We start from the raw sequence: 12658 nt of genomic DNA on the forward strand, positions 1-12658 counted from the left end.
CACATGGCCGACATTGACTACTTTTTTGCGACACTGTCGCCCTATTCCTACCTCGCCGGACTGCGGCTGGAGGAGATCGCGGCCAAGCACGGCGCCACCATCGCCTACAAGCCGGTCGACATCATTGCGCTGTTCGGGCGCACCGGCGGCGTGCCCCCCAAGGACCGCCATCCGTCGCGCATCGAATACCGGGCGCAGGAACTGGTGCGTCAGGCCAAGAAGACGGGCCTGCCGTTCAACCTGCAACCTGCACATTGGCCGACCAACGCGGCGCCGTCCTCATACGCCATCATCGCGGCCATTCAGGATGGGTCGGGTGATGTGGGAAAACTCTGCCATTCTTTTCTGCGCGCCTGCTGGGCCGAGGACAAGGACATCGCGCAGGACGACGTGATCCGCGACTGTCTGGCCGGGGCGGGCTTTGATCCGGCGCTGGCCGACAGCGGACTGCTGGTCGGGGCCGAGACCTATGCGGCCAACCTCGAAGAGGCGGTGGACCGCGGCGTGTTCGGCGCGCCTTTCTATATCACGCAGGACGATCAGCGGTTCTGGGGGCAGGACCGGCTTGTGGATCTGGACGAGCATCTGGCCACGCTCAAAGCATGACCGTGGCCAAGGCCGTGCTGCCGCCCGTCCACGTTCGCACTCTTGGGGCGGGTGCCCGAAAGGTGCTAGCGCTGCATTGCACGATCGCGCATTCCGGTGCGTGGTCCGGTCTGGCCGTTGCCTTGGGCGATCAGGCAACGCTGATCGCACCCGACATGCTGTCGCACGGACGCAGTCCGGATTGGGACGGGCAGGGGGATTTCTTCGACCTCACCACAGCTTTGTCGCGGGCGCAGTTGAGCGAACCGATGGACGTGATCGGGCACAGTTTCGGCGCGATGGTCGCCCTGCGGCTGGCCATCGAATACCCGGACCGTGTGCGCAGCGCCGTTCTGATCGAACCGGTGTTCTTCGCGGTCGCCCACCAGGACGCACCAGCGCTTGCGACGCGGCACGCGGCCGAATCCCAGCCATACAAGGCTGCCCTTGCCGAAGGCGACGCGCCCCGGGCCGCCCGCCTGTTCAACCGCATGTGGGGCACGACCGACCGCAGCCCGCGCTGGCCGGACCTGCCGGAGCGGACCCGAAATGCGATGATCCGGGGCGTCGGCGTGGTCGGCGCGGTCGAGGGGCAGCTGTTCCGCGACACCTCCGACCTGCTGGCCCCGACGGCCATGGCACGGGCCGAAATGTCGATCCTGCTGCTGCATGGATCGGCCTCGCACCCGATCATGGCCGTGGTCAATGCCGGGCTCTGCGCCCGCTTGCCCAATGCGCGGCAGAGCGTTGTCGAGGGGGCAGGGCACATGCTGCCCATCTCGCACCCGGGCGAGACGGCAGCGCAGATCGACGCATTCTGGAGAGCTTAAAGCAGCGCGAGGAACCGGTCGATTTCTTCGGTCGGAGTCGACCAGTCGCAGACGAACCGGCAGGCCAGCATCTCGTCCTCGTCCGGGCCGTCCAGTGGGTCGCCCCACAGGTGATAGACGGCACCGGCCGTGTGCAGGCGCCTGTGCAGGCTGCGAGGAAAGCTGGCAAAGATGATGTTGGCTTGGGGTTCATGCAGGAACTGCGCACCCGCAGCCCGCAGCCCATCGGCCAGACGCGCACAGTTGGCGTTGGCCTTACGGGCCGAGCGCAGCCACAGATCATCGCGCAGATAGGCCGCCATCTGGGCCGACAGATACCTGTGCTTGGAAAACAGATGCGCCCCGCGCTTGCGGCGCAGCTCGAACTCCCAGGCCTTGCTTTCGTCGAAGAAGATCACTGCTTCGACCCCCATCAGCCCGTTCTTGGTGCCGCCAAAGCTGACTGCATCCACGCCCGTCTTCCATGTCATCTCGGCCGGGGAACAATTCAGCGCAACCAGCGCATTGGTGAACCGCGCGCCATCCATGTGGACGGGCAGACCGAACGCCTTGGCGACCCCGCACAGGGCCTGCAGCTCGGCCAGAGAATAGACCGAGCCGCGCTCGGTCACCTGTGTGATCGACACCGGACCGCGTTGGGGCCCATGCACGCCGCGTGTCTCTTCAGCGGCGATGGTGCGGCGCAGTGCATCCGGCTGCATCTTGTCGCCGCCCGGAACCAGCGTCAGCTTGGCGCCGGTGTAGAATTCGGGCGCGTTGCACTCGTCCTCATGAATATGCGCGACGGGCGAGCAGAATACGGTCTCCCACGGCTGCGACAGGGTCGCAAGAGCCAGCGAGTTTGCCGCCGTTCCGGTCGCCACCAGATAGACCGCCGCCCCGGGCGCCTCGAATATGCCCCGGATCCGGTCGCGCACTTCGTTCATCAGGTCATCGGCGCCATAGGCCATCTGATAGCCCTGATTGGCCTCGGCCAGCGCGGTCAGGACCTCGGGGTGGATGGGCCCGGAATTGTCAGAGGCGAAATGCATCAGGTTGGCTCCTCGATAATGTAGTCTTCCCACTCTTCCTCGGGCGTCTCGAATTCGGACACGGTAAGCCCTTGAACCGAAACGCCGGCGGCGTGGACGCTGTCGGGCGACCCTGACAGCAACGGGTGCCAATCGTAAAGGGGCTTGCCCTCCCACAACAGGCGGTAGGCGCAGGTCTGAGGCAACCAGTAGGCGTGTTCGTGAATGTTGTCCGGGCGCATGACGATGCATTCCGGTACGAACTGGTGGCGGATGTCATACTGGGTGCATCGGCACGTCGCGTCATCCAGCAGCCGGCAGGCGACACGGGTCAGGGCAACCTCGCCACTGTCCTCGTCTTCAAGCTTGTTCAGACAGCATTTGCCGCAGCCGTCGCACAGGGCTTCCCATTCGCGCGGGTTCATCTTCTGCAGGGGTTTGCGCTCCCAGAAACGCGGGGCCAGCCCGGCGCGGTCGATCGGATCCTTGCTCATGTCGCGGCCAGGATCTTGCGCGCGCGATCGCAGTCTTCGGTCATCTGGGCGATCAGAGCATCGAGGCCGTCAAAGGTCATCTCGGGGCGCAGGAATTCGACCAGACCCACCGAGAGGGTCGCCCCATAAAGATCGCCGGAGAAGTCGAACAGGAAGGTTTCGATATTCGGCACCTCGCCATGGAACATCGGCCGCACCCCGACCGAGGCCGCACCGTGATAGCTGCCGGCATGTGGGCCATCCAGCACGTCGACCAGAACCGCGTAGACGCCGAATTTTGGGGGGTGGATTCCTTCGATCGACATATTGGCCGTGGGAAAGCCCAATTCGCGGCCGCGCTGTTCGCCGCCGATAACCTCGCCTTCGATCCGGTGCCAGTGGCCCAGCATGGCCGCCGCGTCCCGCGGGCGGCCGTCGCTCAGGGCTTGCCGGATCGCGGTGGACGAGACCACGTGATCGGACTGCTGCATCAATGGGGCGATGGTGACACCGAACCCCATCTGCTGGCCGAACTGAACCATGTCCTGCGCCGTGCCGCTGCGGCCTTTGCCGAAACAGAAATCGGCCCCGATCACCACATGGGCCAGACCCAAACCTTCGCAAATCACGTTGTGGGCGAATTCCTCGGGCGTCAGCCCGGCAAGCGCGGCGTTGAACGGCAGTTCGTACAGCTTCTGCACGCCCAGCTTCTCTAGCCGGTGCGCACGCGCATTGCCGCGCATCAGACGAAAGGGCGGGGCATCGGGGGCGAAATACTCGCGCGGGTGCGGCTCGAACGTTAGAACGCCCAAGGGTGCCTCGGGGCATGCCTGCCGGGCCAGATCGATCACCGACTGGTGGCCAATATGAACGCCGTCGAAATTCCCGATCGCAACGCTGGCGCTGCGGTCTTCTGGGTCTACAAACTGGAAATCCCGGATGATCTGCATGGGGCTTGCCTAGCGGGACTGTCCGCCGGGTTCAAGCGGCAGTTCCGGACCAGCGTCCAGCAGGGCGTCAAAACCTGCCGTCAGTCGAATTTCCGTGACGGAGCCAGAACCATCGCCTCGCCAACCAGAACCTTCTTGCCGTCTACTGCGCAATGGCAATCCAGCTTGACCCGGCGCTTGGCGAAGTCGATGTCGATCACCTTGACCTCGGCATAGACCATGTCGCCGGGGCGGACCGGCGCAAGGAATTTGAGCGACTGACCCATGTAGACGGTCCCATGGCCCGGAAGCTGTTCACCGATCACGGCCGAGATCAGACCGGCGGTCAGCATCCCGTGGGCGATGCGCCCTTCGAAGATCGTATCGCGGGCATAGTCGTCATCCAGATGCACCGGATTTCGGTCGGTTGAAACCTGGGCAAACATCTCGATGTCTTCGTCCGTCACCACTTTCCGCAGGTAGCGGGTCATGCCCATTTCGATGTCTTCGATACAGATCGTTCCGCGTGGAAGATTGTCCAACATGTTGCCCTCACTATGCATCGGTCCGGCAACAAAAAATCACCAACGACCCAAGGTTGGCAACTTTATTACTTCGCAACTGCAGAAAATCAAGCGTTTTCTGCTTAGCGTAGGCGGCCGATCGTATAGGTTGGGTTGATGTTTTCCTTGGAAATATAATCGCTTAAAGCATCCGGATCCGGCTGGTGCGACGTTTTTGTTTCCGATGCGGCCAGACCACCGCTGATGAACAGGGAATCGATTCCCTCTCCCATGCCGCCGGCGATGTCGGTATGCGGACCGTCGCCGATGGCGAGAATCTCGTCATCCGGAACGTCCGTTCCCAGCGCATGCAGGCGACGCCGGGCCAGATCATAGATGGGCGGGTGTGGTTTGCCGAAATACAGGCTCTCGCCGCCCATTTCGGTATAAAGCTTGGCCAGCGCACCGGCGCACCATTCCCGCACTTCGCCCCGATCGACAACGATATCAGGATTGGCGCACAGCAGCTTCAGGCCTTTCTGCTTGGCATACAGGAAGTCCGGGCGGTTCACGGCCGGGTCGGCCATCGGGTCGAACGGGCCACAGCAGACGATCCCCTCGGCCTGGTCCAGCGGCACGCGTTCGATGTGGATCGGATGTTCCAGGATTTTCAGCGGCTCGAAGAAGCCGGCGTCGCGCTCCCACTCACCCATGAAATAGACTTTCTCGCCCACGGCCCCGCGGAACATGGCGGACCGGGCCGAGTCACCACTGGTCGCGATGGTGTCGTAGCAGTCCGCGGGGACGTTGAACTGTTTTAACTGCTCGGCAACCCCGGCACGCGGCTTCGGAGAGTTCGTCACCAACACCACTTTGCCGCCCCGGTCGCGATAGGCCTTCAACGCGGCAACAGCTTCGGGGTAGGCGGTGATGCCGTTGTGGACGCAGCCCCAAAGATCCACGAACAGCGCCTTGTAACGGTCGGAAATCTGGTCAAGCGCGGAGATGATCTGGGTCATGCGGGCCTCGGGCTGTTGAAACGGCGTTGCGCCACCTATGGCAAAGCTGGCCCCGCTTGACCAGAGGTAGCCGGGTGCTGGCCGTCATTCCTCGTCGCTCAACTTTTCGACATCCGGGGCCTGTTGCACGGTTTCGGTGCCAAGAATGACCTGCGCGCCGATGCGGGTCTGGTACCGGATGACGGCGAGATAGCCGGGGCCAAGTTCATCCTGCAGAACGTCCACCAGTGACGTTTCCCGTAGGCTCTCGGGCAACAGCCCGGCAACGGACGAGACCTTGAATTGCGCCTCGGGCGGCAGATCTACGATCACCCAGACCTCGGCCCGTTTGCGCTTGGCATTCACGTCGATGCGGATGATCTCGACCGATACCGGGTCCGCCCAGTCGCGGATCGCTTGCGCAACCTCGGCCTCGGTACGGGTTTCCAGGTAACGGTTGTAGGTCGATTTTCCCAACTGGACCACGACGAGGGCCAGGAACGCCATGGTTATGACCACACCGGCAGTAAAGTTGAGCTTGCGCCGGCCCTTGCCGAATGCAACCGACCTTGCGGCATAGACGATATAGACCGCGCAGGCCGACAGAACGATCGCGCCAAGGTTGGTCGCGAACAAAAGACCCGCCTCGTAGGCGTCGGCGGGTTCCCCGAAATACAGCAGGATCCCGGACGCGGATAATGGCGGAACCAAAGACACGCCGATGGCGGCGCCGGGCAGCAGGCTCAGTTCGGCCTTGTTGATCTGAACGTATGCGCCGGCCACGCCGGCCGCGAGCGCCACGATCAGATCTTCGGTGCCCGGGTCGGTGCGGGCCAAGACCTGATCGGGGATCAGGATGCCGCGCGGGACATCGGCAAGATAAACCAGGATCCAGGCCATCAGAACGCACAGTACCGCCGCAATGCAGACCGTCAGGGTCAGAACGAAAGCGCGTTTCAGCCAGCCCATGACCATCGCAGCCGCAATGCCCAGAATTGGTGTCATCAGCGGCGCGACCAGCATCGCGGCAATGACCACGGCGCCAGAGTTCCGCAGCAGTCCCATGGTTGCGATGATCACCGAAAGGGTCAGCAGCATGGCAAAGCGCCGCCAATAGGCAAGCCTGTCGCCGCCTTCGAACAGCAGAATGCTGCGTGTCGTGCTGTATTTCCGTGTGACCACCGTGTCTCGATCCACCCTGTCCCTTCGTCCAGCCTAGCAACGATTTGCCATCCGGCAAACCTTTCGACGCGCAAACAAAAAAGGCGCCCGGTGGGGGCGCCTTTCGCTGAACTGTGAACGGGATCAGACCTTGAGGTTCGGAATGATCTGCTTCTTGCGGCTCATGATGCCTGGCAGAACAACCGTGTCGCCGGACACGGAAGCGCCAAAGCTTTTTTCGGCAACCGATTTGACCAGGTCGTTCGGCACCAACAGGGTGGCCTCTTCGTTCAGGATGTCGACGACGAACAGCAGCACCTGGTCCACACCGTCTTCCTGGGCCACCTCGACCATCGACTGGGCCAGGCTGTCCTTGCGGTCAAGCACCACGCCCGGTGCGGTAGTTTCCAGAACGGACACGCGGAACTTGGTGCCGTCGACCTCGTATTCCTTGCTGTCCATGCGGATCAGTTCGGCGTCCGAGAAAGACGATACGTCCGATTTCGCGGCGAACATGTCGGCAGCATAGGCCGAAACATCCAGACCCAACTCGGCGGCCAGCTTCTCGGCCACTTCGCGGTCATGCGCGGTGGTCGTGGGCGAGCGGAACTCCAGCGTGTCCGAGAGGATGCAGGTCAGGGCCGCGCCCTTGACGGCCTCGGGCATCTTGGCGGCGTCGTCGCCCATCAGGTCGATCATGATGGTCGCCGTGCAGGCAAGCGGGCGAACGGTAATGTCGATCGGGCCTTTGGTTTCCAGCCCACCGACCAGCTTGTGGTGGTCGATGATGGCGCGGATGTCGGCATTGTTGACATTGGCAGGCAGCTCGGCCGGGTTGTTTGTGTCAACGATGACGACGGGCGCATCGGTTTCGACATCCTCGATGATGCGCGGCTTGGGCAGGTCCCAGCGCTGCAACATGAAGGCGGCTTCGGTGTTGGGTTCGCCCAACAGAACGGCCTCGGCCTTTTCGCCTTTGACTTCGTTCAGATACCAGGCCCACAGGATCGGCGATCCGGTCGAGTCGGTGTCGGGAGATTTGTGGCCAAATACTTGGGTGGTCATGTCTGTTTCCTGCACATAAGGAGTTTGCGCGCCTTATAGGGTGGTCCATTGGCGTTGTCACCCGGCAGAAACACGGCTGCGACGGTTGGTCTGACAGAAGCGCTGACCGCTCAGAATTGTGCGCGGCTCAGTTGATATCCGGCGCGTTCCAGCTGTTGCAAGAGTCCGTGGTCTCCACCCAGATGGCCGGCACCAACCGCGATCACCGCCGTCTGGTTTTCGATGGTCAGGATCGTTTCCATCCAGTTGTCATTGCGTTGAACCAGAAGCTGGTCCTCGAATGCGGCCCATTCCTGTGCAAACACATCAGGCGCCAGGCCCGAAGCCTCGCGCCCATATATCTTTGCGAATTGCAGGATTTCTGCGTGCTTCTCCTCGAAATATGCGCTGGCCATCGTCACCATGTGGTCATCGCCGGCGTCAAAGGCATCGACCATGCGCACCAAAGACTGCACCTGCTCTTCAAGCGTGTGGCTGTCGAAGATCGCGATCAGGTCGTCGATCTGTTCCAGAGAGTATTGCGGTTTGCCTTCAGCTTCGGCCAGTTCGGTCAGGCGCGCATCCATTCCCCGGTCTGCATCTGGCACCTGGAGCATGCAGGGTGGCATACCCAGCATCATCGACAGGAACCAAGGGCGCAGTTTCGCGGCCATCCAACCGGGAATGCCGCGTGCCGAAAGCGCCTTGGAAATCACGGCCCAGTCCTCTTCGCTCATCAGATCGATCAGAGTTGGTCCCGAGTTGATCAGAACCGGGCTGAAATCCTTGGCCAGGTCTTGTTCGAAAGCGGACATGTCGGATTGGGTGATCTCGAAGTAAAACGCGTCGGCTTCGCTCAATGTCGGCGCCAACCGGTCGACCACCGGGCCCATTCGCGGATCGTTGACGTGCAATGTGCCAATCAGATGCAAAACAGTGTTGTCCTTCTGTGCAATCCAGTGATTGCCTTCGGGATATGCCATCTGACTGGTGGCCGCGTTCAACTCGGCCCGGGCCTCAGGCGTCATGTCTTGCCGCAAATCGCGCCCGTCACAGGCGGCATTGGCCACAATTGGATGCAGAGCAGCAAGCAGGGCAAAAAGAAACACGCGCATCGAGACCATTCCGATTGTGGCTGAAAGAACTTGGGAACAGATAGCCACGCCCGCCTACCGCGCGCAAGCCGTGTATCCGTATGGCGTTTCTCGGAAAAAACCATAGCATGGCGTCATGAACCGCGAACAGGATCTCTATCCTCCGATCAAGGCGCTATTGCAGCGGCAAGGGTACTCCGTGAAAGGAGAGGTGGGCGCCGCCGACATCGTGGCCGTCAAGCCCGGTTGTGATCCAGTGATCGTTGAATTGAAGCTGAGATTTTCGCTGGCCTTGTTCCATCAGGCCGTGACCCGGTTGAAGGTATCGGATCAGGTCTATGTGGCCGTCTGCAAGCCCACCGGCCGGTCGGCGCGCCGGGCGTTGCGGGACAACCTGTCCCTGTGTCGTCGGTTGGGGCTGGGTTTGATCACCGTTCGTGCGGATGGGCGGGTCGAAGTCCATTGTGACCCTGGACCCTATGCGCCGCGAAAGAACAAGGCCAAAGCTGCGCGACTGTTGCGCGAGTTCGAGCGGTTGGAAGGGGATCCGAACTCGGGTGGGGCAACCCGGCACGGAATCGTAACTGCCTATCGGCAGGATGCCCTGAAATGTGCCGCGCATCTGGCCGAACACGGGGCGACCAAAGGTGCTGAGGTCGCCAGTGCCACCGGCGTTGCGGCCGCGACGCGCCTCATGCGCGAAAACCATTATGGCTGGTTCGAAAAGGTGGCAAAGGGCGTCTATGAACTGTCGCCTTCCGGGTCCGAAGGTCTGAAGCATTGGGCTTACAGCTGGGAAGACCCGACCTGACCAGGCCGGCCTCAGGCTGCGCGCGAAAAAAATTCATCACCGATTGTTGACTCGCCGGAAATCACCCCCTAGCTATGCGTGCGTTAGCACTCGACCAAGCTGAGTGCTAACGCCCCGCAAGACCGCGGGGGGAGGAAAACAACCTTTGAGCCCAAGGAGCTGCAAAGATGGCATTGAAACCGCTTCATGACCGCGTGCTGGTTCGCCGTACCGAAAGCGAAGAGAAAACCGCAGGCGGCCTGATCATTCCCGACAGCGCAAAAGAAAAGCCCAGCGAAGGCGAAGTCGTTGCAACCGGCGAAGGCGCGCGGAAAGACAGCGGCGAACTGATCGCGATGGCTGTGAAGCCCGGCGACAAGATCCTGTTCGGCAAATGGTCCGGCACCGAGGTCCACGTCGACGGCGAAGAGCTGCTGATGATGAAAGAAAGCGACATCATGGGGATCATCGAGTGACGCGCACGCGCTTGCTCTGATCGTCATTTCAAACACATTTCTCGAGGAGAAAAAGACATGTCTGCAAAGGACGTCAAGTTCGACACCGATGCCCGCAACCGCATGCTGAAGGGTGTGAACATCCTGGCGGATGCTGTGAAGGTGACCCTCGGCCCCAAAGGCCGCAACGTGGTTCTGGACAAATCCTTCGGCGCGCCGCGCATCACCAAAGACGGTGTTTCGGTCGCCAAGGAAATCGAACTGGAAGACAAGTTCGAGAACATGGGCGCGCAAATGGTGAAAGAAGTCGCCAGCCGCACCAATGACGAAGCCGGTGACGGCACCACCACCGCGACCGTTCTGGCTCAGGCCATCGTCAAGGAAGGCCTCAAGCAGGTTGCTGCCGGCCTGAACCCGATGGACCTGAAGCGCGGCATCGACATGGCAACCGCCAAAGTCGTCGAAGAAATCAAGAACGCTGCCCGCGAAGTCAAAGACAGCGACGAAGTCGCGCAGGTTGGTACCATCTCGGCTAACGGCGAAGCTGAAATCGGCCGCCAGATCGCAGACGCGATGCAGAAGGTTGGCAACGAAGGCGTCATCACCGTCGAAGAGAACAAAGGTCTGGAAACCGAGACCGACGTCGTCGAAGGTATGCAGTTCGACCGTGGCTACCTGTCGCCCTACTTCGTCACCAACGCTGACAAGATGGTCGCCGAGCTGGAAGACTGCATGATCCTGCTGCACGAGAAAAAACTCTCGTCGCTGCAGCCGATGGTTCCGCTGCTCGAGCAGGTGATCCAGTCGCAGAAACCGCTGCTGATCATCGCCGAGGACGTTGAAGGCGAAGCGCTGGCAACTCTGGTTGTCAACAAGCTGCGCGGTGGTCTGAAGATCGCTGCCGTCAAGGCTCCGGGCTTCGGCGATCGCCGCAAGGCAATGCTGCAGGACATCGCAATCCTGACCGGCGGTCAGGTCATCAGCGAAGACCTGGGCATGAAGCTGGAAAACGTCACCATGGACATGCTTGGCACCGCCAAGAAAGTGTCGATCACCAAGGACGAAACCACCATCGTCGACGGTGCTGGCGAGAAGGCCGAGATCGAAGCACGCGTTGCCCAGATCCGCACCCAGATCGAAGAAACGACCAGCGACTACGACCGTGAGAAGCTGCAAGAGCGCGTTGCCAAACTGGCAGGCGGTGTTGCCGTTATCCGCGTCGGTGGCATGACCGAAGTTGAAGTGAAAGAGCGCAAGGACCGTGTGGACGACGCTCTGAACGCAACGCGCGCCGCCGTTCAGGAAGGTGTCGTCGTGGGTGGCGGTGTTGCCCTGGTTCAGGCCGGCAAGGCTCTGGCCGATCTGAAAGGTGTCAACGCCGATCAGGACGCCGGTATCAACATCGTTCGCAAGGCCATCGAAGCGCCGCTGCGTCAGATTGCTGAAAACGCAGGTGTCGACGGTGCCGTCGTTGCCGGCAAGGTTCGCGAGTCCTCGGACACCGCCTTCGGCTTCAACGCTCAGACCGAAGAATATGGGGACATGTTCAAGTTCGGCGTGATTGACCCGGCCAAAGTGGTGCGTACCGCTCTGGAAGACGCAGCCTCGGTTGCAGGTCTGCTGATCACCACCGAAGCGATGGTTGCCGACAAGCCCGCCAAAGAAGGTGCAGGCGCCGGTGCTGGCATGCCCGACATGGGCGGCATGGGCGGCATGATGTAAGACGACCGGGTTCGCGCCAGCGAATTCAGACAACCCGCAAGGGAAAGTCTTACCGAAAATTTCAGCGGGGTCGCCTTCGGGCGGCCCCGTTTTGGTTTATATCAGTAATCCGCGGGGTTTCGGCCGGCGCTGCTTGCAATTCTGGGGATCGCCGCAGCCGGTCACGCGGAAGCGCAGGAAAGCGGGTGTCCATTGTGTGCAGACACGATATTGGAGGGGTATGCAGCTGTTTCTTCTGACCGCCCTGACAATGTGTGCCTTTGCGGCCAATTCCATCCTGAACCGGTTGGCCATGGAGAGCGGAGCCAGCGACCCGGCGAGTTTTGCCGTTGTTCGTGTGCTCTGTGGTGCGCTCGTTCTTTGCGTTTTGGTCGTGTCGCGGGGTGGCACCCTGCGGGTGTTCGACAGGCGCCGAGTGATCGGAGCAGGCTCCTTGTCGCTTTACATGGTCGGGTTCTCGATGGCCTATCTGTCACTTGATGCGGGATTGGGCGCCTTGATCCTGTTTGCGGTGGTCCAGATCTCGATGGTTCTGGCCGGCACCCTGACGGGGGCGATCCCGACTTTTCGACAGGTGGCGGGGGCAGCAATTGCAATGGCCGGATTGGCCTGGGTTCTGTGGCCAGGCGCTGAGGCACGAGTTGACCCGACAGGGGCAGCCTTGATGGCCGCCGCAGGGGTCGGGTGGGCTGCGTATTCGATTGCTGGTCGGTCCGAGCCCGATGCGCTGGCGGGAACGGCCTCGAACTTTGTGGTGGCCCTGCCGGTGACCGCTGGCATTTTGATCGCCGGCGCTCCGGCGTGGAACTTGACCTGGGCGGGTTTGGGGCTGGCGGCCGTATCTGGCGGCGTAACCTCGGGGTTGGGGTACGCCCTGTGGTATCGCCTGCTGCCCCAGTTGGCGCCTGCGGTTGCAGCCGTAGTGCAGCTGAGCGTCCCGGTGATTGCGATCATTGCAGGTGTGGCGCTGCTCGGCGAGCAACTGAGCCTGCGGCTGATGGCAGGGGCAGGGTTGGTTGTGGGCGGTATTGCATTGGCAGTTATGCGCGTGAGGCGGCGCTAGG

14 protein-coding genes are annotated in these 12658 nt (G+C 61.7%); 6 read left to right on the plus strand and 8 right to left on the minus strand.

All coding sequences use genetic code 11. The annotated features are described in order from the left end of the window. The first annotated feature begins 3 nt into the window (after positions 1-3). Together ACR3EK_RS03120 and ACR3EK_RS03125 are read left to right on the plus strand one after the other, a co-directional pair. The gene (locus tag ACR3EK_RS03120; protein ID WP_170444569.1) at positions 4-606 is read left to right on the plus strand and encodes a 2-hydroxychromene-2-carboxylate isomerase; all 603 of its coding nucleotides are present in this window, start codon (positions 4-6) and stop codon (positions 604-606) included. Continuing rightward, a complete protein-coding gene (locus ACR3EK_RS03125) occupies positions 603-1415 on the plus strand; it encodes an alpha/beta fold hydrolase (protein WP_480632652.1) in 813 nt (270 codons plus the stop codon). Before ACR3EK_RS03120 ends, ACR3EK_RS03125 begins: the two co-directional genes overlap by 4 nt. On the opposite strand, the gene ACR3EK_RS03130 is transcribed toward ACR3EK_RS03125, so the two are convergent. The 8 genes from ACR3EK_RS03130 to ACR3EK_RS03165 form a co-directional block, all read right to left on the minus strand. Next, positions 1412-2446: a threonine aldolase family protein gene (locus ACR3EK_RS03130; protein WP_480632653.1), complete on the minus strand. Its 1035-nt coding sequence runs from the start codon at positions 2444-2446 to the stop codon at positions 1412-1414. The genes ACR3EK_RS03125 and ACR3EK_RS03130 overlap by 4 nt on opposite strands. Continuing rightward, positions 2446-2919: a YcgN family cysteine cluster protein gene (locus tag ACR3EK_RS03135; protein ID WP_170340543.1), complete on the minus strand. Its 474-nt coding sequence runs from the start codon at positions 2917-2919 to the stop codon at positions 2446-2448. Before ACR3EK_RS03135 ends, ACR3EK_RS03130 begins: the two co-directional genes overlap by 1 nt. Then, positions 2916-3848 (minus strand): bifunctional riboflavin kinase/FAD synthetase, encoded by a 933-nt coding sequence (locus ACR3EK_RS03140; RefSeq protein WP_480632654.1) that lies wholly within the window; start codon positions 3846-3848, stop codon positions 2916-2918. The genes ACR3EK_RS03135 and ACR3EK_RS03140 overlap by 4 nt, the downstream gene beginning before the upstream one ends. A gap of 80 nt (positions 3849-3928) precedes the next feature. Further along, positions 3929-4372: a MaoC family dehydratase gene (locus ACR3EK_RS03145; RefSeq protein WP_093964645.1), complete on the minus strand. Its 444-nt coding sequence runs from the start codon at positions 4370-4372 to the stop codon at positions 3929-3931. Positions 4373-4473: 101 nt separating this feature from the next. Further along, a complete protein-coding gene (locus ACR3EK_RS03150) occupies positions 4474-5349 on the minus strand; it encodes a TIGR01459 family HAD-type hydrolase (protein WP_170340548.1) in 876 nt (291 codons plus the stop codon). Positions 5350-5433: 84 nt separating this feature from the next. Further along, positions 5434-6525 (minus strand): DUF389 domain-containing protein, encoded by a 1092-nt coding sequence (locus ACR3EK_RS03155; protein ID WP_170538049.1) that lies wholly within the window; start codon positions 6523-6525, stop codon positions 5434-5436. A 108-nt stretch (positions 6526-6633) separates the two neighbouring features. Beyond that, on the minus strand, positions 6634-7554 hold the full coding sequence (locus ACR3EK_RS03160) for a manganese-dependent inorganic pyrophosphatase (protein ID WP_170508930.1): 921 nt from the start codon (positions 7552-7554) through the stop codon (positions 6634-6636). 110 nt (positions 7555-7664) lie between these two features. Then, positions 7665-8648, minus strand: coding sequence for a TraB/GumN family protein (locus ACR3EK_RS03165; protein WP_480632655.1), 984 nt, complete (start codon positions 8646-8648; stop codon positions 7665-7667). A gap of 115 nt (positions 8649-8763) precedes the next feature. On the opposite strand from ACR3EK_RS03165, the gene ACR3EK_RS03170 reads away from it, so the two are divergent. From ACR3EK_RS03170 to ACR3EK_RS03185, 4 genes are all read left to right on the plus strand, one after another. Beyond that, entirely contained in the window at positions 8764-9438 is a 675-nt protein-coding gene (locus ACR3EK_RS03170) for a DUF2161 domain-containing phosphodiesterase (RefSeq protein WP_480632656.1), read from the plus strand. Positions 9439-9605: 167 nt separating this feature from the next. Further along, positions 9606-9893: a co-chaperone GroES gene (gene groES / locus ACR3EK_RS03175; protein ID WP_093964650.1), complete on the plus strand. Its 288-nt coding sequence runs from the start codon at positions 9606-9608 to the stop codon at positions 9891-9893. Between the two features lie 57 nt (positions 9894-9950). Beyond that, positions 9951-11594, plus strand: a complete 1644-nt coding sequence (gene groL, locus ACR3EK_RS03180; RefSeq protein WP_170339978.1) for a chaperonin GroEL — start codon at positions 9951-9953, stop codon at positions 11592-11594. A gap of 220 nt (positions 11595-11814) precedes the next feature. After that, positions 11815-12657: a DMT family transporter gene (locus ACR3EK_RS03185; protein ID WP_480632657.1), complete on the plus strand. Its 843-nt coding sequence runs from the start codon at positions 11815-11817 to the stop codon at positions 12655-12657. Position 12658 lies beyond the last annotated feature (1 nt).

The organism is Ruegeria sp. BC8, from assembly GCF_056535705.1.